Source organism: Azospirillum endophyticum (genome assembly GCF_016595245.1).
Classification (GTDB): domain Bacteria; phylum Pseudomonadota; class Alphaproteobacteria; order Azospirillales; family Azospirillaceae; genus Azospirillum; species Azospirillum endophyticum.
Window position 1 is genome coordinate 67,168 of sequence record NZ_JAENHM010000044.1, and the last position, 17,629, is coordinate 84,796.

The following is a 17,629-nucleotide window of genomic DNA, read 5'->3' on the forward strand; positions in this document are numbered from 1 at the left end:
ATAATCCGTTGCGGAAAAGTCAACATTACCAGTCAAGACGGCGGCCCGCCCTATGCCTCTCGGTCCCGGCAGCAAACAACTGTCCTACTTCATGGCGGTTCTCCGCACCGGATCGATCCGCGCGGCCGCGGAGGCCGGCAACGTCGAGCCCTCGGTCGTCAGCCGGCAGATCGCCAGCCTGGAAGCCGAGCTCGGCGTGCCGTTGCTGGAGCGTCGCGGTCGCGGCGTGGTTCCGACGGAGGCTGCCGGCCTCGTCCTGGCCTATTGCCGGGAGCGTCATTCCGGCGACGAAGCGTTGAGGACGCGGCTGGCGGAACTGGAAGGGCTCGGGCGAGGACACCTGCACATCATGGTGGGCGAGGGGCTGGTCGACGCGTTCATGGATGCCGTGCTGATCGCCTTCTGCGAACGGCATCCGGGCGTGGAGGTGACGGTCGAGATCGGCGGAGCGAGCGATGCCGTCCGATCGGTCGCCGAGGAGCGCTGCCATTTCGGGCTGGCCTTTGCGCCGCCGGCCAGCGCGGCGGTGCGCGTCATCCGGCAACGGCCGCAGCCGGTCCACGCCATCCTGGCGCCGGACCATGCCGCCGCGGATTTGCCGGCTCCACTCCCATTGTCGGCGCTCACCCCCTTTGCCTGTGCCCTTGCCGCGCCCGGTACGGGGCTGCGGACGCTGATCCAGACCGCCGGCGATGCGGAAGGGATCGAGTTGCGGCCGGTCTTCATCGCGAACACGGTGGCACCGTTGAAGCGGTTCGCCATGGCCGGACTGGGGGTGACCTTCCTGTCGGTGCATGCGGTCGCCCCCGAACTGGCATCCGGGCGCCTGGTCGCCCGCCCCATGGCGAACAGCATCCTGGCGACGAGCCGGGCGAGCCTGATCATGCGGGAGGGACGCGCCCTGTCGCGTGCCGGCGCCCGCCTGCTTGAAATGATTGACGACACAAGGTTCTTTTGAGGAGCGTCGACGGCCACGCTTCGCGCGTGGGACTTCGGGCGCCGTCGAACGGTCCGGCCCGGTCCTTCGCGGCCGGCATCGCGCCGGTCTCTCGCTCGGTGGCCGCGTTCAGGCTTTTCCGGCGTCGAGCACGGCCTGGGCGAAGGCTTCCGGCGCTTCCTGCGGCAGGTTGTGGCCGATGCCGCCGGTGATCAGCCGATGCTCGTACCGGCCGGTGAACTTCGCGCGGTACATGGCCGGTTCCGGATGCGGCGCGCCGTTGGCATCGCCTTCCATGGTGATCGTCGGTATCCCGATGGTCGGGAAGGCGGCAAGCGCCCGCTCGAGCGCGTCGTACTGGGGCTCCCCCTCCGCCAAGCCGAGGCGCCAGCGGTAATTGTGGATGCTGACGTCGACGTGGTCGGGATTGTCGAATGCCGCCGCCGACCGGTCGAAGGTGGCGTCGTCGAAGGACCAGTTCGGCGAGGCGAGTTGCCAGATGAGCCGGGCGAAGTCGCGCGTGTATTTCGCATAGCCGGCCCGGCCGCGTTCGGTCGTGAAGTAATACTGATACCACCACTGCAGTTCGGCCTTGGGAGGCAACGGTGTCCGGTTGAGCTCCTGGCTGCCGATCAGATAACCGCTCACCGAAACCATCGCCTTGCAGCGGTCCGGCCAGAGTGCCGCCATGATGTTCACCGTCCGGGCGCCCCAATCGCAGCCGGCGAGGATCGCGCTCGGTATCTTCAGCGCGTCCATCAAGGCGAGGATGTCGGTGGCGATGGCTGCCTGCTGGCCGTTGCGCGGCGTTCCGGCGGACAGGAAGCGCGTCGTGCCGTAACCGCGCAGATACGGGACGATGACGTGGTACCCGGCCGCCGCCAGGATGGGCGCCACCTCCACATAGCTGTGGATGTCATAGGGCCAGCCGTGCAGGAGGAGCACCGCCGGCCCGTCGGCGGGACCATCCTCGGCGTAGCCGATGCTGAGCGGTCCGGCATCGATCTGCTTGAGGGATTTGAAGCCGGGAAGCATACGGGGAACGGCGGCCGGCCGGGCCGCGGACGCTTCCGCCGCCGGTGCAGGTGCGGCATTCAGGCCGAAGCCGACCGCCGCCGCGGCGAGGCCTGCCGTGCCGATGAATCGCCGGCGACCATGGTCGACCCGGGCCGTATCGGGGGTGTCGGATTTGCGTGCCACTGATCTCTCCATGACGGGGTCGTTCGTGGCGGCAAAGTCCGACACCGATGTATCCCCGGCATGTCCGGAAAAGGGTGACATTGAAAGCGCGGGTGTCGATCTGCCCTTCGGATACAATGGAATACGAAACCCTCCATTCCAGGATGGGCGGAGCCGGAAATCTGGATCGAGGCAGGCGGGAGCGGGGGCTGCCTTCCGCTTCCAAGCGGAGAACTCGACCTGTGGACGGATGTGTCGGCATTTTATTCTTGATCGATCGTTCCGGAATCCGTTAGGGTCCAGGCATGGCACGTCCCAAGGAATTCGATGAGGAACAGGCGCTGGATGCAGCGATCGGCGTCTTCCGCGAGCATGGCTTCGAAGGCACGTCGGCTGGGATGCTGGTCCGGGCGATGGGAATCGGCCGCCAGAGCCTGTATGACACCTTCGGCGACAAGTGGCAGCTCTACTGTGCCGCGCTGCGGCGCTATGCCGTGACCGAGGCGCAGGCACACACCGCGGCGCTTCGTGGCTCGCCGCGCGCCATCGACGGCTTGAGGGCCATGGTCGACCGTCTGGTTGCCGACGCGCGGAGCGCCTGCCTCGGTGTCGGTTCGGTCTGCGAATTCGGCCGGACGCGCCCGGAGCTGGCGGAGATCCATGATGCCGCCGGACGGATGCACCGTGTCGCCATTGCCGGCCGCATCCGCGAGGCGCAGGCCGATGGCGACGTGGCGACCGACCTCGATCCGGAGCAGGCGGCGGACTTTCTGATCGCCAACTTCGCCGGGATCCGCATCGCCGCCCGCGGCGGAGCCGATCTCAAAACGCTTCAAGGTCTTGGAACCCTGGCCTTGCGTGCCTTGCGGTGAGGCGGCACCCTCTTTTTTTGCCGAATTATGGAATGATCAGTCAAAAATAACGCTGTTCCTTCCTTAAATCCAATCTCCTCCTTCCAACGACAGGTGACTGCATGACTGACGCGGCTTCGACACCGAACAGGGTCGCTCTGGTTTTCGGCGGATCGCGCGGCATCGGTGCCGCGATCGCGATGCGCTTGGCGGAAGACGGCTTCCGGGTCGCCCTGACCTATGTCTCGCGGCCGGACAAGGCGGAAGACGTGGCGGCCGCCATCGGCGCGCGCGGCGGCAAGGCTCTGGCGATCCGGGCGGACAGTGCCGATGCCGTGGAGATCGCCGCCGCCGTGGACCGGACGGTGGATCGCTTCGGGCCGCTGGACGTGGCGGTCGTCAACGCCGGCGTGCTGCGCCTGGGTACGGTGGACGCCGTCAGCATCGAGGATCTGGATCTCATGCTGGCGGTGAACATCCGCGGCGTGTTCTGCGCCATCCAGTCCGCGGCGTCGCGGATGAGGGATGGCGGCCGCATCGTCACGATCGGCAGCAACACGGCCGTCCGTACGGGCACGGCGGGAGGCAGCGTCTATGCCATGACCAAGGCGGCGGTCGCGGCGCTGGTGAAGGGCGTCGCCCTCGACCTTGCCCCGCGCGGGATCACGGTGAACAACATCCAGCCCGGTCCGACCGAGACGGACATGACGGCCGACATGCTGTCACGTTTGGCCGATATGGTGCCGTTGAAGCGCGTCGGTCGTCCCGACGAGATCGCGGCGCTGGCTTCCTACCTGGCCGGGCGGCAGTCCGGCTACATGACGGGAAGCAGCCTGACCATCGACGGCGGCTACATCCTCTGACCATCCGGCGGGGCGAGATCCAGGCGCCGGACGATGCCGATGTTGGTCATGAAGGCCTCGTCATGGCTGACCAGCAGGATCGCGCCGTCATAGGATCGCAGCCCCGCTTCCATGGCCTCGATCGACTCGATGTCCAGATGGTTGGTCGGCTCGTCCAGGATCAGCAGCGCCGGTGGCCGCGTCCCTCCGAGCACACAGGCGAGGCCGGCGCGTAGCGTCTGTCCGCCGCTCAACGTCCCGACCTGTTGCAGGGCGGCATCCGCCCGGAACAGGAAGCGGGCGAGCGCGGCCCGGCAGGCGTTGTCGGTTTCCCCAGGGTTGAGGCGCCTGAAATTGTCGAGGATCGAGGCGGCGGGTTCGAGGATACCGACGCGCTGGTCGAGCAGGGCGAAATCGACGGCGACCGACACCGTTCCCCGGACCGGTGGGATGCCGCCGGCGATCAGCGTCACCAGCGTCGTCTTGCCCGAGCCGTTCGGTCCGACGATGGCGACCCGTTCCGGCCCTTCGATGGTGAAGGAGAGATCGCGGATGACCGGATCGCCGGGGTCGTGGCCGGCGGTGACGCCGTCCAGCCGCAGGACGGTCCGGTTCGGCGGAAGCCCGGTGGACGGCAGCGCCACCGAAAGATCCCGCAGGATCTCAATTCGGGACCGTGCCGACGCCAGCGCCGCCTGTGCCTCCGCCCGCTGGCGATCGGCCAGCTTGGCGCCGGCGCCCCGGCTGGCCTCGGCATTGCTCTTCCGCGTCCCCAGGAGGATGCGGGGCATGTCGCCCTGCGCCGCCTTGCGTGACCCGGCCGCATCCCACCGGTCCTTCTGTTCCGCCGCGCGCTGGGTCTTGCGCCGGACTTCCGCCGCCTGTGTCTCGGCATGGGCCAGATCCTGCTGCGCCGCCTCCAGTTCCGTCGCCTTGCGCTCGCGATAGCGTGTCCAGTTGCCGCCGTAGCGTGTCGCTCCCAGCGAGGTCAGTTCGACGATGGCATCCATCCGGTCGAGCAGTTCGCGGTCGTGGCTGACCACGATCGCCCCGGCCCGCCAGCCGGCGAGGAGGGCGATCACCGCCTCCCGGCCGGGACGGTCGAGGTTGTTGGTCGGCTCATCGAGCAGCAGGAAATCCGGTGCGGCGAAGACCGCCGCGGCGAGGCTGGCGCGCGTCCGCTGCCCGCCCGAAAGCTCCGTCAGCCGCGTGTCGGGACCGGCGTCGAGCCCGACGCGGCCCAGGGCGGCGATGATGCGGTCCGCCAGTGTCCAATCGGCATCCGCCAATTCCTCGGCGTCCGCCGCCCCGGCCTCGGCGCGGCGCAGGAGGGCGAGCGCCCTGGCGACGCCGAACAGATCCGCCACCGTTTCCCGCTCGTCGGGCTGGACCGACTGTTTCAGCAGGCCGAATGTGCCGTTTGCCCGGATGCCGCCGGCGAGCGGCTGAAGCTCCCCGGTGATGATTTTCAGAAGGGTCGACTTGCCAATTCCGTTCCGCCCGACCAAGCCGGTGCGTTCCTGTCCGAAATTCAGGTCGAGATCGTTCAGGACCACATGGCCGTCGGGCGTCGCCCAGCAGATCCGGGACAGGGTGATGGATGTCATGCGACGCCCCCGGTTGGATGCCTGGTATCGGCACGCAGTCGTGCTGATACCAGACGATGATGGAAAACGCAACGCGGCTGTGCTGTTTTGGCGATGACCGGAAGTCGAGATGACCGGGAAGCGATGGGAGCGAGCATGGACGCCGGCCGACGCAAGCCAGGAGGGAGACCGACCAGGGAGCAGGCAGAGGCCATCGATGCGCGCATCCTGGATGGTGCAAGGGCCGTCTTCTGCCGCAAGGGCGTCGCCGGCAGCGGCATGGAGGAGGTTGCCGCCGAACTCGGCATCTCCAAGCACACGCTTTACCGCCGCTATTCCAACAAGGCGGCGCTTCTCGAAGCCGTGGTCGGGCTTGACGTCGGCCGATTCCGCCAAGCCTTGTCGGACGCCGCTGCCGGCGAGGACGGAACGGGAACGCTCGACGCGCTGCGCCGCGCCGCCTTCCGCTATGTCGAGATCGGATCGTCGCGCGGCTATGCCGCCTTCTATCTCTCCGTCAGCGCGGAGGCCGCGATCTCGCCGGATCTCCGGGAGCGGCTGGCTTCCTGGTCCCGCGATGCGTTGGAGCCGCTGGTCGGCTGCGTTGCGGCTGCGCAGAGCGTGGGTGATCTGCGGACCGGCGATCCCATCACGGTCTGCGCGATCCTGGTCGACTTGCTGGAGGGCGTCAACAACCGGATCCGGCTCGGCGACGACACAGCGGCCGTCGCGCCGTCGCTGACGCGTCTGTTCGAGGAACGCTGGGCCGTCTTCATCGCCGCTCTCGGGGGCGGCTAGGCCGGGTTCAGCCGAGCGTCACCTCGGCGCAGAGGCCGCCGGCGTGCCGGTTCCGCAGTGTCAGCGACCCGCCGATCGCCAGCGCCAGTTGGTGGGCGATGGCCAGTCCCAGCCCGGTTCCTCCGGAATCACGGTTGCGGGATTGTTCAAGCCGGTAGAAGGGCTGAAGCACCGCACCGAGCTGATTCTCCGGAATGCCGGGGCCGTTGTCGCGGACCGTGATAGCGATTCGGCCGCTGCCGTCCCGGGTCACCATGAGCTCGGCTTCCCCGGCGAATTTCAGGGCATTGTCGATCAGGTTGGTCAGGATGCGGCGCAATGCATGCGGCCGGGTGGTCAGGATCGCACCGGGCATTCCATGGACGGCCACCGGCATGCCCATGTCCTGATAGTCGAAGGCGATGCTCTCGACGAAGGAGCCGACGTCGATGCGCGCCGGTGTCTCGACATCGCCATGGGCGCTGCGCGCATAGGCAACTCCTTCGCGCACCAGCCGTCCGATCTGGGAAAGATCCCGGAGCAGCCGCTCCTTCTCCGGGCCATCCTCCGCCATCTCCACCCGCAGCGTCATGCGGGTGATCGGCGTCTGCAGGTCGTGGGAGATGGCGGCGAGGATGCGCACGCGCTCCTCCAGGTAATGGGCGATCCTGTCGCGCATGGCGTTGAAGGCGGTCGCGGCATGGGCGACCTCGCTCGGGCCGTCCTCCTCCAACCGCGCCGCCTTGCCGGCGGGATCGAGCGTCTCGGCCGCCTTGGCGAAGCGGGCCAGCGGGCGGATCGCCTGCCGGACGGCCAGCCAGGAGCAGAGGGTCAGCAGCACGAGTTGGGCAGCCAGCAGCAGGGGAAGCCAAGGGGCGAGCGGCATGAGTGCCGGCGTCACGTCGACCGTCACCGGGGAGCCGTCGCGGAGCGTCACATGGGCTTGGAGATGCGGTTGGCTGCCGGGAATGCTCTCGACCACCACCGGGAAGCCGGGTCCGGCACCGGCGTTGATGGCCCGGGCGATCTCCGCGCCGCGTTTGCCCAGTTCCGGCACGCCCGGCAGGCCGGGACCCAGCTCATAGCGGTAGGTGCGCCGCTCCAGCACCGCCAGCCAGCGGCCACGCTCTTCCGGCGGCAGGCGATCGAGCAGGGCGACCGAGGTCGCCACATCCTGCTCCAGCGTGCCCAGCATCATCGCCTTGGCGGCATTGGTGCGTTCCAGGACCAGCGCACCGAAGGACAGTCCGTGCGCCGCGGCAAGCCCGGTCAGGAGAATGACGAACAGCCGCCAGCGCAAGCTGCGCGGCCGATGCAGGAGATGGCCGAACCGGCGGAATGCGCCCGTCACCGCGTCTGTCATGGCCGCGCTCTCGTGATCTCCACCGGCATCGCCAGCACATAGCCTTCGTTGCGGACGGTCTTGATGTGGCTGGGCTCGCGCGCATCGTCGCGCAAGCGCTGCCGGAGCCGGCTGACCAGCAGGTCGACCGAACGTTCGAACAGCTCCGCCTCGCGACCCTGTGTCAGGTTGAGGAGCTGGTCGCGTGACAGGACCCGTTGCGGGTGGTCGAGGAAGACGCGCAGCAGCCGGTATTCCGCACCGCTCAGTGCGACGGCGGTGCCGTCTCCGTCGAGCAGATGGCGGGCGATGGTGTCGAGCCGCCAGTTGCCGAAGCTCAGCAGCTGTCCAGCCTCGCTGATCTGGAGGTTGGGCGGCAGCATGCGCGCCCGGCGCAGGATCGCCTTGATGCGGGCCAGCAGCTCGCGTGCCGCGAAAGGCTTCGCCAGATAGTCGTCGGCCCCCATCTCCAGGCCGAGGATCCGATCCATTTCGTCGTTGCGCGCGGTCAGCATCAGGACCGGCGTCGCGGCATGCCGGCCGGCGCGAAGCTCCCGGCACAGCACCAACCCGTCATCACCCGGCATCATGATGTCGAGCACGACGAGATCCACCCGGTCGTGCTCCAGGAACGACCGCATCTGCCGGCCGTCTGCGGCGAGGGTCACGCGCAGTCCGTTCCTCTTCAGATAGCCGGACACCAATTCCCTGATGTCGCGGTCGTCGTCGACGATCAGGACGTGGTCGATGTGATCCATTCGGTCGAACCCCGCTGCTGTTCGGCGGTCTTGTGACGGGTGGAGACCTGCCCGCGTCCGGCGGTTTGTGTCGGCCTGTATCCGCCCCGTCGGCCGATACATGCCGGTACAAAAATCCCCCTACCGCAAGCCGGCGTCCGCATCGTTCCGTCTGGACAGCCCGCCTTCCGTCGATATATTTAGCGAAATAATAATTATGATGCAAACTTCTTAAGGGGATACCTCCATGCTTCGGCGCAGATTTCCGGCTGCCCTGTTCGGTTTGGCCCGGTCGCGGGCCGCCCTGATCGTCGAGGCGGCCGAAGCGGTCTCGCAGTGAACTCCCTCTTGATCTCCCTCGTGATCTCCCACTGATTTGCCGGGCCGGGCGCCAACCCGCACCCGGCCTTGCGAAAGGGTTCGACCATGATCCTCTTTCTCGTCTCCTTCCTGGCGGGTGCCCTGACCATCGTCAGCCCCTGCATCCTGCCGGTCGTGCCCTTCGTCTTCTCCCGGGCGGGGCAGCCGCTGTTCCGCAGCGTCCTGCCGATGCTGCTCGGCATGGTGGCCAGCTTCGCCGGGGTCGCCACGTTGTCCGCCGTGGGCGGAGGCTGGGCGGTGGAAGCGAACGGGGCCGGGCGGGCCGTCGCCATCGCGCTGATGGCCGTGTTCGGATGGACGCTCCTATCGCCCCGCGCCGCGGCGATGCTCAGCCGCCCGCTGGTCGTTGCCGGCAACCGGCTGTCCGGTCGGGCCGGTGTCGCCGGATCGCTTCTGTTGGGCGTCGCCACCGGCCTGCTCTGGATGCCGTGCGCCGGGCCGATCCTCGGGCTGGTCCTGACCGGTGCGGCGCTTCACGGCGCCAGCCTGCAAACCACCCTGCTACTCGTGGCCTATGCGGCGGGTGCCGCGACCTCTTTGACGCTGGCCCTTCTGGCCGGCGGCCGGGTGCTGGCGATGATGAAGCGGTCGCTCGGCATCGGGGAGCGTCTGCGCCAGGGGCTCGGCATCGCCGTCCTCGCCGGCGTCGGCGTCATCGCCCTGGGGCTCGACACCGGGCTGCTGGCCCGCCTGTCCTATGCCGGAACGTCCGGCGTCGAACAGGCGCTGATCGACCGGTTCGCTCCTGCCGCTCCCTCTGCCCCTGCCGGAACGTCGGCTGCGCCGGAGACGTCGGCGACGGGTCTGGTGCTTGCCGATGCCCGGCGGGTCTACCGCAGCAGCCTGCCGGTCGAGGGCGTTCTTCCTTCCCTAGATGGTGCGACGGACTGGCTGAACTCAAAGCCGCTGACCACGGAGGAGCTGCGTGGAAAGGTCGTGTTGATCGATTTCTGGACCTACTCCTGCATCAACTGCATCCGGACGCTGCCGTACCTGCGGGCATGGGCGGAGAAGTACAGGGACCAGGGGCTGGTGGTGGTCGGCGTCCATGCCCCGGAGTTCGCCTTTGAAAAGCGGATCGGGAACGTGCAGAAGGCGCTGGGGGATTTCGCCATCACCTACCCGGTGGCGATCGACAACGACTTCCGCATCTGGCGGGCGTTCGGCAACAGCTATTGGCCGGCCTTCTACGTCGCTGACGCCACCGGCCGGATCCGTCATCACCAGTTCGGCGAGGGTGGGTACGGGCAGACCGAACGGGTCATCCAGGATTTGCTGGCAGAGGCTGCCGCAGGACTGGACGCTGGAGCCCGGGCCGGCGATGGCGGGCTGGTCAGCCCGGCGGGGCAGGGGGCACAGGCGCCCGCCGAACTCGGTGAAGTCCGCTCCGGCGAAACCTATGTCGGCTACCGGCAGGCTGCGAACTTCGCGTCGCCGGAGCGGGACGGCATCGATCGGCCGCAGGACTATACGGTCGGCGCGCTGCGGCTGAACCACTGGGGGCTTTCGGGCAACTGGACGGTCGAGCCCGAGCAGGCGCGGCTGAACTGGGCGGGTGGGGCGATCGTCTACCGCTTCCGGGCCCGCGACCTGCACCTCATCCTCGGTCCGACCCGGGACGGCCGGCCGGTCCGCTTCCAGGTCACGATCGACGGCATGGCGCCCGGGCCGGATCACGGAACGGACACGGACGCCGAGGGCTACGGTACCGTTTCGGAAACCAGGCTCTACCAGCTGGTGCGGCAGGCGGGCGCGGTGCGGGAGCGGACGTTCGAAGTGCGTTTCCTCGATGCCGGAGTCGACGCTTACGCCTTCACCTTCGGCTGAGGAGAGGCCCGCATGGCCCCGAACCTCCGCATCCGATCTCTTTCACTTGGCGGCCTCCCGGAGGTTGTCGCGCAGTCGGGCCACCGCTCTCTGAAGAACGCGGAATTCGTCGGGCGGAAGCCCGGAGGCCTTCACCGTCAACTCGCCGAAGCCCAAGCCCCGCTCGCGGAGCTGGCGGCCGGCCTCGGTCAGGGAAACGCGGACGCTGCGCTCATCCTCGTCGTCGCGCGCCCGCGTCACATAGCCCATGGCTTCCAGCCGCTGCAGCATCGGCGTCATGGTGCTGGGTTCGAGGAACAGCTTTTCGCTCAGGCTCTTGACGGTCTGCCGGTCCTCCTCCCACAGGGCGATGATGGTGATGTACTGGGGGTAGGTGACGCCAAGCTGCTCCAGCACCGGCTTGTAGACCCGCGAATAGGCGAGGTTGGCGGAATAGATCGTGAAGCACATGAAATCCGCCAGCTTGGCGGTTTGCGACCTTGCGGCGGGCATGTCGGGAGCGGAGACGCCGTCGGCGGCGGTCTCGGCAGATGTGCTGGCGGGCTTGCGGCTCATGTCGTCACCGGGGGTTCCATTGTCCTGATCACCATCGCAGCACCCGCCGGGCTCGGCAGGACGCCGATGTGATTACGATCATAATGATTATCACACCTTCACAGTAGGAGACAGGGCCATGCGTGTCTTTCTTGCGCTGGCGGCGGCCGTCGGGTTGGCTGCCGCCCCCTGCGGCTGGGACGACGATCCGCGCGAGGCGCCGTCCATTCCGGCGCTGCTCTCATCGCCGCAACCAATTCCTTCCCCCGCCGCCTTGCTTCCGTCCCGGCCCGCCGCGGCGTGGCCGGCGGTGACCGCTCCCCACCAGTGAGGACCAAGACATGAAGCTGTTCGAAGACCGGATCTCGTCGGCCGTCGCCCATGTACGGATCGTACTGGCCATGAAAGGGATCGAGGTCGAAAGCGTGCCGATCGCCATTCTCGGGGAAGAGGCGCGCAACCGGAGCGCCGATTATCTGGCAATCAATCCGCAGGGGCTCGTCCCGGCGCTCCTGACCGACGACGGCGCGTTGATCACACAGTCGCTGGCGATCATCGAGTACCTCGACGAGCGGTTTCCCGAACCGGCGCTGCTGCCGGCCGATCCGGCCGAACGAGCCCTGGCCCGGTCGATCGCCCTGGTTGTCGCTTCGGATATCCATCCCCTCCTGCCGCCCCGGGTCGCGCAACGGCTGGGCGCTATTCCCGGCACCGATCCCACGACGGTCGCGGCATGGAACCGCCACTGGATCGAGGAAGGATTGTCTGCGGTCGAAGCCCTGCTGTCCCGGCAGCAGCCAGGACCCTTCGCCGTCGGAAGCGCACCGTCGATCGCCGATATCGTTCTCTTCCCGCAACTCGTCGGCGCGGAACGTGTGGGCCTTTCCTTCAATCAATGGCCGCGCATCGCCGCCGTCGTCCCGACACTGCGCAGCATTCCCGCATTCGCAGCCAACGCGCCGCTGCCCCGGTCATAGGCGCGTAGCGCCGCCGACGCCTGGAATGCCCCGGTCGAAGGAGCCGGGGCATTCCCACGTTCGGGCCCTCCGTGTCGGCTACCGTTCCCAGTTGCGGATGATGGCGTCGATCGTACCGTCCTTCTTGAGCGTCTCGTAGGCGGCCCGCAGCCGCTCGGCCTTCTCCGTCCGCGGTTTGGGGACGGAGATGTAGCGGGGGACCATGGCCAGGGGCTTGGAGAGGATCTTGACCGAACCGGTTCGCCCCTCATTGTCGGCAAGATAGCGAAGCACCTGCAGGTCGCCGGCGATGGCATCGACGCGGCCGAGAAGCAGGCGCCGGAACGAGACGACGTTGCTGCTGCTTTCGATCTTCTCGAACAGGCCGGACTTGTCGAACTCCGGCGTGTATTCGAAGCCTTCGACGACGCCGATCCGCAGCCCGCGCAGATCCTCGATGCGCGTGTAGTCGATCTCCGAATCGCTGCGGACCATGAGGACGGTAGCCCCGACCCGGTAGGGGCCGATCAGATGGCCGCGCTCCAGCCGGCGGGGCGAGGTGAAGAACTGAAAGGCGACATCCACCTCGTTCTCGTCATGGGCGCGCACCACTTCGGGCCAGGTCATGGGGCGATGGACCGGATAAACGCCGATCTCCTTCAGCATGGCTTCGACGATCTCGGTGTCCATTCCCGTCCGCTTGCCGCGCAGGGTGAAATTGTAGGGCGGGAAGAAGTCCTCGGAGGCGACCAGCCAATTCTCGGCGCGTGCCGGGGTCGCGGCGGTGAACAATGCGGTGGCGACCAGCATCGCCGCACATCCCAGGACTATGCGCAGCCCTGTCATGATCTGGCTTTTTCCGCCTGGACTCTGGAGATCGTTGCGCCTGGGATTCATTGGATCTGCCGACAAGCCGGAGTTACGAAGGGGGCGCTTCTCGGGAGAAGCGGGAGGCGTGTGCTCCGCGAGTGGTACATCGGCAGCCTCCGGCTGGGAAAGGACTGTTTGTCGGGAACGTGCCGCGCCGTCGCGCATCGACGGCAAAAGCGCTTGACCACGTTAAATAGGAGTCCTATCTTTATCTGCATGGATCACGCTTCCAATCCCGACCCCGTTCCGACACGCCTGCGCGAGGGCTTCGAACGCATCGCGCTGGTGCTGCGCGCCGATCTCTGGTCGGCGGCGGGCATGGCGGGGCTCAACCCCACCCAGGCGCAGGTGCTGGCCCTTCTGTCCGCCCGGCCCGACGGCCTGCGCCCCAAGGAGATCGCCGCGCATCTGGCGGTTTCGGCACCCAGCATGGCCGACACGCTCGCCGCGCTGGAACGCAAGGCTTTGCTGCGGCGCACGCCCGATCCCGCCGATGCGCGGGCACTCATCGCCCGGCTGACGGAGGACGGCTTGGCCGCCGGCCGCAGCCTTGCCTCCGCGGCCTCGCAGGTCGCGGCGGCGCTGTCTCAGCTGTCCGCCGCCGAACAGGCCGGGCTGCTGCGGGCGCAGATCAAGCTCATCCGGGCCTTGCAGTTGGCCGGGGCCATCCCGGTCCAGCGCCTGTGCGTGAGTTGCCGCCATTTCCGGCCGAACGCCCATCCGGGCGAGGCCGCCGCCCATCACTGTGATTTCGTGAACGCCGCCATCGGCGACCGGGACCTCCGGCTCGATTGCGGCGAGCATGAAGAGGCTGATCCTGCCGTCCAGGCTGCCACCTGGACGGATTTCACCCAAGGATAGCCGCCCCTCCAAGCCCAACCGTCAGAGTCCCTGGCCATCAGGGCTCAAGCATCAGGAAGGAAAGCTTCATCATGGTCTTCCACACTCCACGGGGCATCGGCCTCGTGGCGACGGCCCTCTGCTGCCTGTCGACGGCCGCTGCGGCACATGGGATCAAGACCCCTGCCGACCAAGCGGTGACGGCCTCGTTCGACATCGTCGAAACGCGGATCGTCAGCGATCATGGCCACGCCGTCTTCAGCACCCGCGTCCGCGCCGATGCCGGCAAGGCGACGCCTCAGGCCACCGGCAAGTTCGAGGGATCCGAGGTTTACGCCTATGTCTGGCCGACCTCCCTCGACTCCGCCGACGTCGGTTTCGAGAAGGACCAGGGCATCGTCGCCTTGGCGGTCACCTTCCACCCCGATTTCGACGATGCCGCCCGTGGCGAGAAGAACCGCGACCGCTGGCATTCGCACTGGGTCGTCCTCAACGAGGACAAGGCCTGCCCGGGCGGGCTGAAGGTCAAGGACATCCCCGAGGGCACCAAGCCCAGGCTGCCGGAAACCTGGCCCGGCGCCCCGATCCTGATCGACAGCCCGGACTACAGGACGGACCTCAAGGCCGATCTGGTCGAGGTTCATATTCCGCTGGAGAAAATCGGTGCGATCGCCACCGCATCCTTCGACGGCGTGACCGCCGGATTGCGGATCAACGCCAACCTGCACGCGCCGCTGCTGTGCATCACCAACATCCACAAGGTCGCATCCGGCAACTTGTCGCTGCCGGGCAAGGTCGTTCCCGCGAAATAGATCGGGAACGATGGAAGCGGCCCGGCGACTGCCATCGCCGGACCGCCGGTATACCCCCCTCCAAGCATCAGAGAAGGATAAATCATCATGGCACACGTCAATCTCGTCGATCCAGCCTCGTCATCCGCCGCCGTCAAGCCGACGCTCGACCGGATCAAGGGCGCCTTCGGCGTCGTCCCCAACATGTTCAAGGCCGTCGCGAACTCGCCGGCCGCGCTCGCCAGCATGTGGGGCTCGTTCGGCGCTCTCGGCCAGGGCAAGCTCGGCACGAAGCTCGGCGAACAGATCGCCGTGGCGGTCGCCGACCGCAACGACTGCCACTACTGCCTCGCCGCCCATACCCTGCTCGGTCAGAAGGCCGGGGTCAGCGGGGCGGAGATGGCCGAGGCGCAGCGCGGCCGGTCATCCGATCCCAAAACGGCGGCGGCGCTCGCCTTCGCCGTGAAGCTGGTCGAGAACCGCGCAGGCGTCGATGCCGCCGACGTCGCGGCCCTGCGCGAGGTCGGCTTCGACGATGAGGCGATCGTCGAGATCCTCGCCCATGTCGCGCTGAATCTCTACACCAACTACGTGAACGTCGCCCTGGACGTGCCGGTCGACTTCCCCGGAGTAAAGCTCTCGCGCGGCGCCTGACCGCCGGGGGGTGGCCGGAGCCGTCGCGGTCCGGCCGTCCTTACCCGTCCTCCCATGCGCCGTCAGGCGGTCCGGTCCTGGTCGAGTCCCAGTTCCTCGGCCATGGTCCGGCGCATGACGAATTTCTGGATCTTGCCGGTCACCGTCATCGGGAACTCGTCGACGAAGCGGATGTATTTCGGGATCTTGTAATGGGCGATGGCGCCCTTGCAGAAGTCGGTCACCTGCTGCTCTGTCAGCGCCGCCCCCGGCTTCGGCCGGATCCAGGCGCAGAGCTGTTCGCCGAACTGCCGGTCCGGCACGCCGAAGACCTGGACGTCGGCGATGTCGGGGTGGGTGTAGAGGAACTCCTCCACCTCGCGCGGGTAGATGTTCTCGCCGCCGCGGATCACCATGTCCTTCAGCCGGCCGACGATGTTGCAATAGCCCTCGGCATCGATGGTCGCGAGGTCGCCGGTGTGCATCCAGCCGGCCTCGTCGATCGCCCTTTCCGTCTGCTCCGTGTCGTCCCAATAGCCGCGCATCACCGAATAGCCGCGGGTCAGCAGCTCGCCCGGCGTACCCGGCGGAACGATGCGGCCCTCGGCATCGACGATCTTCACCTCCAGATGCGGCTGGATGCGCCCGACGGTGGAGACGCGCCGCTCCAGCGGGTCGTCGGTGGAGCTCTGGAAGCTGACCGGGCTGGTCTCGGTCATGCCGTAGGCGATGGTGATCTCGCGCTGGTTCATCTCGGAGACCACGCGCTTCATCACCTCGATCGGACAGGGCGAGCCGGCCATGATGCCGGTGCGCAGGCTCGACAGGTCGTAGCGGGCGAAATCCGGGTGGTCGAGCAGGGCGATGAACATGGTCGGCACGCCGTGCAGTCCGGTACAGCGCTCCTCCTGCACCGCCGACAGCACGGCGACGGGGTCGAAGCCCTCGCCGGGGATCACCATGCAGGCACGGTGGGTGACGCAGGCGAGGTTGCCCAGCACCATGCCGAAACAATGATAGAAGGGCACCGGGATGCACAGCCGGTCCTGTTCGGTCAGGCGCATCGCCTCGCCGACGAAGAAGCCGTTGTTCAGGATGTTGTGATGGGTCAGCGCGGCGCCCTTCGGGCTGCCGGTGGTGCCGCTGGTGAACTGGATGTTCACCGGATCGTCGAACTGCAGGAGGCCGGCCAGCCGTCCCAGCTCCGCCACGTCGGCCGGACGGGCCAGTGCCGGCAGATCGTCGAAATTCAGCATGCCCGGCGTCTTCTCCGGCCCCATCCGGATCAGGTGACGCAGGGTGGGCAGACGTTGCAGCGCGAGGGGTTTGCCGGCGGCCGCCCGCGTCAGTTCCGGCGCCAGCTTGGCCATCATGCCGAGATAGTCGCTGGACTTGAAGGACGGCGACAGGATCAGCGCGGCGCAGCCGACCTTGTTGATGGCGTATTCCAGCTCGTGCAGGCGGTAGGCCGGGTTGATGTTGACCAGGATCAGGCCGGCCTTGGCGGTGGCGAACTGGGTCACCACCCATTCGGCGTTGTTCTGCGACCAGATGCCGATGCGTTCTCCCGGCTTCAGCCCCAGCCCGACCAGCCCCGCCGCCACCCGATCGACCCTGCGCTTGAACTCCGCATAGGTCCAGCGGGCGCTCTGGTGGCGGACCACCAGCGCCGGCCGGTCGGGAGACAATGCCGCCATGCGGTCGAGATGCGCGCCGATGGTCTCGCCCAGCAGCGGGGTGCGGCTCGCCCCGTGAACGTAGCTCTGGGTCAGCGGCTGGGTGTCGGTATGCAAGGTCGCGCTCCTCCGGAATTCGTTCTTGAGCGCAGCAGTTGAGGTGGCTGCGCATTCCGGTACTGAACCCATACCGACCCGTATTGTCGATACCTCTCCCGGTTAAATCTCCGCGCCGAGATCGAGTTGCCCGCCGCCCGCCGCGGCCCGCGCGAGGCCGGCATAGTGGCGGACGTCGAAGGCGATGAACTCCACCTCCGCGTCGGTGACGTCGCGCAGGTGCCTGGCCGGGCTGCCGGCCCAGAGCTGGCGGGCGGGGATGCGCTTGCGCGGGGTCAGCACGGCGCCGGCGGCCAGCATGGCGCCGCTTTCCACCACCGCTCCGTCCAGCACGATCGCGCCGATTCCGACCAGGCAGCCGTCCGCCAGCGTGCAGCCATGCATCCGCACGCCATGGCCGATCACCACGTCGGCACCGATGATCGTGGGATACTCGTTCAGCATGACGTGGACGATGGTGCCGTCCTGGATGTTGGTGCGCGGCCCGACCGTGATGCTGTGGTCGTCGCCGCGCAACACGCAGCCGTACCAGACGCTGGCTTCCGTCCCGATGGTGACGTCGCCGACCACCACCGCGCCGGGGGCGACGTAGGCGTCGGCGGCGATGCGCGGCCACACCCCCTTGACGGGCCGGATGATGGCGCCGGGGTGGCGGGCGAGCAGGGCCTTCCCGGTTTCGAAGACGGTCTCGGTTGCGCTCTCGGTGGTCATTGCTTCTTGTCCTTAAATCAGGGCCTGCCCGGTCTTTGCGCC

Annotated in this window: 18 protein-coding genes; 10 read left to right on the top strand and 8 right to left on the bottom strand. The window is 67.7% G+C overall.

Going from position 1 to position 17,629, the window contains the following annotated elements; all coding sequences use genetic code 11:
• Nucleotides 1-52 precede the first annotated feature (52 nt).
• On the top strand, nt 53-958 hold the full coding sequence (locus JHL17_RS13625) for a LysR family transcriptional regulator (RefSeq protein WP_200193954.1): 906 nt from the start codon (nt 53-55) through the stop codon (nt 956-958).
• Nucleotides 959-1,066: 108 nt separating this feature from the next.
• Here the strand turns inward: JHL17_RS13625 and JHL17_RS13630 are convergent, their stop codons facing one another.
• Nucleotides 1,067-2,137: an alpha/beta fold hydrolase gene (locus tag JHL17_RS13630; protein WP_345773805.1), complete on the bottom strand. Its 1,071-nt coding sequence runs from the start codon at nt 2,135-2,137 to the stop codon at nt 1,067-1,069.
• 284 nt (nt 2,138-2,421) lie between these two features.
• Between JHL17_RS13630 and JHL17_RS13635 the strand changes: the two genes are divergently transcribed.
• Together JHL17_RS13635 and JHL17_RS13640 are read left to right on the top strand one after the other, a co-directional pair.
• Nucleotides 2,422-2,988 carry a TetR/AcrR family transcriptional regulator gene (locus JHL17_RS13635; RefSeq protein ID WP_200193958.1) on the top strand — a complete coding sequence of 189 codons (567 nt, stop codon included), beginning with the start codon at nt 2,422-2,424 and terminating at the stop codon, nt 2,986-2,988.
• Between the two features lie 101 nt (nt 2,989-3,089).
• Nucleotides 3,090-3,830 carry an SDR family oxidoreductase gene (locus JHL17_RS13640; protein ID WP_200193960.1) on the top strand — a complete coding sequence of 247 codons (741 nt, stop codon included), beginning with the start codon at nt 3,090-3,092 and terminating at the stop codon, nt 3,828-3,830.
• Here JHL17_RS13640 and JHL17_RS13645 read toward each other — a convergent pair.
• Entirely contained in the window at nt 3,818-5,416 is a 1,599-nt protein-coding gene (locus tag JHL17_RS13645; protein ID WP_200193962.1) for an ABC-F family ATP-binding cassette domain-containing protein, read from the bottom strand. The two genes, JHL17_RS13640 and JHL17_RS13645, sit on opposite strands and share 13 nt — an antisense overlap.
• Nucleotides 5,417-5,551: 135 nt before the next feature.
• On the opposite strand from JHL17_RS13645, the gene JHL17_RS13650 reads away from it, so the two are divergent.
• Nucleotides 5,552-6,193, top strand: coding sequence for a TetR/AcrR family transcriptional regulator (locus JHL17_RS13650; RefSeq protein WP_200193964.1), 642 nt, complete (start codon nt 5,552-5,554; stop codon nt 6,191-6,193).
• Between the two features lie 7 nt (nt 6,194-6,200).
• Here the strand turns inward: JHL17_RS13650 and JHL17_RS13655 are convergent, their stop codons facing one another.
• Together JHL17_RS13655 and JHL17_RS13660 are read right to left on the bottom strand one after the other, a co-directional pair.
• On the bottom strand, nt 6,201-7,535 hold the full coding sequence (locus JHL17_RS13655) for a sensor histidine kinase (protein ID WP_200193966.1): 1,335 nt from the start codon (nt 7,533-7,535) through the stop codon (nt 6,201-6,203).
• Nucleotides 7,532-8,272 (bottom strand): response regulator, encoded by a 741-nt coding sequence (locus JHL17_RS13660; protein WP_200193968.1) that lies wholly within the window; start codon nt 8,270-8,272, stop codon nt 7,532-7,534. Before JHL17_RS13660 ends, JHL17_RS13655 begins: the two co-directional genes overlap by 4 nt.
• Nucleotides 8,273-8,677: 405 nt before the next feature.
• On the opposite strand from JHL17_RS13660, the gene JHL17_RS13665 reads away from it, so the two are divergent.
• Nucleotides 8,678-10,459: a cytochrome c biogenesis protein DipZ gene (locus JHL17_RS13665; RefSeq protein ID WP_200193970.1), complete on the top strand. Its 1,782-nt coding sequence runs from the start codon at nt 8,678-8,680 to the stop codon at nt 10,457-10,459.
• 42 nt (nt 10,460-10,501) lie between these two features.
• Here JHL17_RS13665 and JHL17_RS13670 read toward each other — a convergent pair whose 3' ends face one another.
• On the bottom strand, nt 10,502-11,014 hold the full coding sequence (locus tag JHL17_RS13670; RefSeq protein WP_247893526.1) for a MarR family winged helix-turn-helix transcriptional regulator: 513 nt from the start codon (nt 11,012-11,014) through the stop codon (nt 10,502-10,504).
• 118 nt (nt 11,015-11,132) lie between these two features.
• Here JHL17_RS13670 and JHL17_RS13675 point away from each other — a divergent pair, with 118 nt between their 5' ends.
• Together JHL17_RS13675 and maiA are read left to right on the top strand one after the other, a co-directional pair.
• Nucleotides 11,133-11,324: a hypothetical protein gene (locus JHL17_RS13675; protein WP_200193972.1), complete on the top strand. Its 192-nt coding sequence runs from the start codon at nt 11,133-11,135 to the stop codon at nt 11,322-11,324.
• Between the two features lie 10 nt (nt 11,325-11,334).
• Nucleotides 11,335-11,970 (top strand): maleylacetoacetate isomerase, encoded by a 636-nt coding sequence (gene maiA, locus JHL17_RS13680; protein WP_200193974.1) that lies wholly within the window; start codon nt 11,335-11,337, stop codon nt 11,968-11,970.
• Between the two features lie 78 nt (nt 11,971-12,048).
• On the opposite strand, the gene JHL17_RS13685 is transcribed toward maiA, so the two are convergent.
• Nucleotides 12,049-12,759: a substrate-binding periplasmic protein gene (locus JHL17_RS13685; protein ID WP_247893527.1), complete on the bottom strand. Its 711-nt coding sequence runs from the start codon at nt 12,757-12,759 to the stop codon at nt 12,049-12,051.
• A gap of 276 nt (nt 12,760-13,035) precedes the next feature.
• On the opposite strand from JHL17_RS13685, the gene JHL17_RS13690 reads away from it, so the two are divergent.
• The 3 genes from JHL17_RS13690 (at nt 13,036) to JHL17_RS13700 (ending at nt 15,104) form a co-directional block, all read left to right on the top strand.
• Complete coding sequence (locus JHL17_RS13690) at nt 13,036-13,680, top strand: MarR family winged helix-turn-helix transcriptional regulator (protein ID WP_200193978.1); 645 nt, start codon at nt 13,036-13,038, stop codon at nt 13,678-13,680.
• 71 nt (nt 13,681-13,751) lie between these two features.
• Nucleotides 13,752-14,471, top strand: a complete 720-nt coding sequence (locus JHL17_RS13695) for a hypothetical protein (protein WP_200193980.1) — start codon at nt 13,752-13,754, stop codon at nt 14,469-14,471.
• Nucleotides 14,472-14,558: 87 nt separating this feature from the next.
• Nucleotides 14,559-15,104: a carboxymuconolactone decarboxylase family protein gene (locus JHL17_RS13700; protein WP_200193982.1), complete on the top strand. Its 546-nt coding sequence runs from the start codon at nt 14,559-14,561 to the stop codon at nt 15,102-15,104.
• 62 nt (nt 15,105-15,166) lie between these two features.
• Here the strand turns inward: JHL17_RS13700 and JHL17_RS13705 are convergent, their stop codons facing one another.
• Both JHL17_RS13705 and JHL17_RS13710 read right to left on the bottom strand, forming a co-directional pair.
• A complete protein-coding gene (locus JHL17_RS13705) occupies nt 15,167-16,876 on the bottom strand; it encodes an AMP-binding protein (RefSeq protein WP_282189306.1) in 1,710 nt (569 codons plus the stop codon).
• Nucleotides 16,877-16,978: 102 nt separating this feature from the next.
• Nucleotides 16,979-17,587, bottom strand: coding sequence for a gamma carbonic anhydrase family protein (locus tag JHL17_RS13710; protein WP_200193985.1), 609 nt, complete (start codon nt 17,585-17,587; stop codon nt 16,979-16,981).
• Between the last annotated feature and the right edge of the window lie 42 nt (nt 17,588-17,629).

Bases quoted from the DNA above. Each gene is read 5' to 3' on its own strand.
- JHL17_RS13640 (WP_200193960.1), top strand. From the start codon at position 3,090: ATGACTGACGCGGCTTCGACACCGAACAGGGTCGCTCTGGTTTTCGGC.
- JHL17_RS13710 (WP_200193985.1), bottom strand. From the start codon at position 17,587: ATGACCACCGAGAGCGCAACCGAGACCGTCTTCGAAACCGGGAAGGCC.
- JHL17_RS13700 (WP_200193982.1), top strand. From the start codon at position 14,559: ATGGCACACGTCAATCTCGTCGATCCAGCCTCGTCATCCGCCGCCGTC.
- JHL17_RS13635 (WP_200193958.1), top strand. From the start codon at position 2,422: ATGGCACGTCCCAAGGAATTCGATGAGGAACAGGCGCTGGATGCAGCG.
- JHL17_RS13655 (WP_200193966.1), bottom strand. From the start codon at position 7,535: ATGACAGACGCGGTGACGGGCGCATTCCGCCGGTTCGGCCATCTCCTG.
- JHL17_RS13645 (WP_200193962.1), bottom strand. From the start codon at position 5,416: ATGACATCCATCACCCTGTCCCGGATCTGCTGGGCGACGCCCGACGGC.
- maiA (WP_200193974.1), top strand. From the start codon at position 11,335: ATGAAGCTGTTCGAAGACCGGATCTCGTCGGCCGTCGCCCATGTACGG.
- JHL17_RS13695 (WP_200193980.1), top strand. From the start codon at position 13,752: ATGGTCTTCCACACTCCACGGGGCATCGGCCTCGTGGCGACGGCCCTC.
- JHL17_RS13625 (WP_200193954.1), top strand. From the start codon at position 53: ATGCCTCTCGGTCCCGGCAGCAAACAACTGTCCTACTTCATGGCGGTT.
- JHL17_RS13675 (WP_200193972.1), top strand. From the start codon at position 11,133: ATGCGTGTCTTTCTTGCGCTGGCGGCGGCCGTCGGGTTGGCTGCCGCC.
- JHL17_RS13685 (WP_247893527.1), bottom strand. From the start codon at position 12,759: ATGCTGGTCGCCACCGCATTGTTCACCGCCGCGACCCCGGCACGCGCC.
- JHL17_RS13660 (WP_200193968.1), bottom strand. From the start codon at position 8,272: ATGGATCACATCGACCACGTCCTGATCGTCGACGACGACCGCGACATC.
- JHL17_RS13665 (WP_200193970.1), top strand. From the start codon at position 8,678: ATGATCCTCTTTCTCGTCTCCTTCCTGGCGGGTGCCCTGACCATCGTC.
- JHL17_RS13690 (WP_200193978.1), top strand. From the start codon at position 13,036: ATGGATCACGCTTCCAATCCCGACCCCGTTCCGACACGCCTGCGCGAG.
- JHL17_RS13670 (WP_247893526.1), bottom strand. From the start codon at position 11,014: ATGAGCCGCAAGCCCGCCAGCACATCTGCCGAGACCGCCGCCGACGGC.
- JHL17_RS13650 (WP_200193964.1), top strand. From the start codon at position 5,552: ATGGACGCCGGCCGACGCAAGCCAGGAGGGAGACCGACCAGGGAGCAG.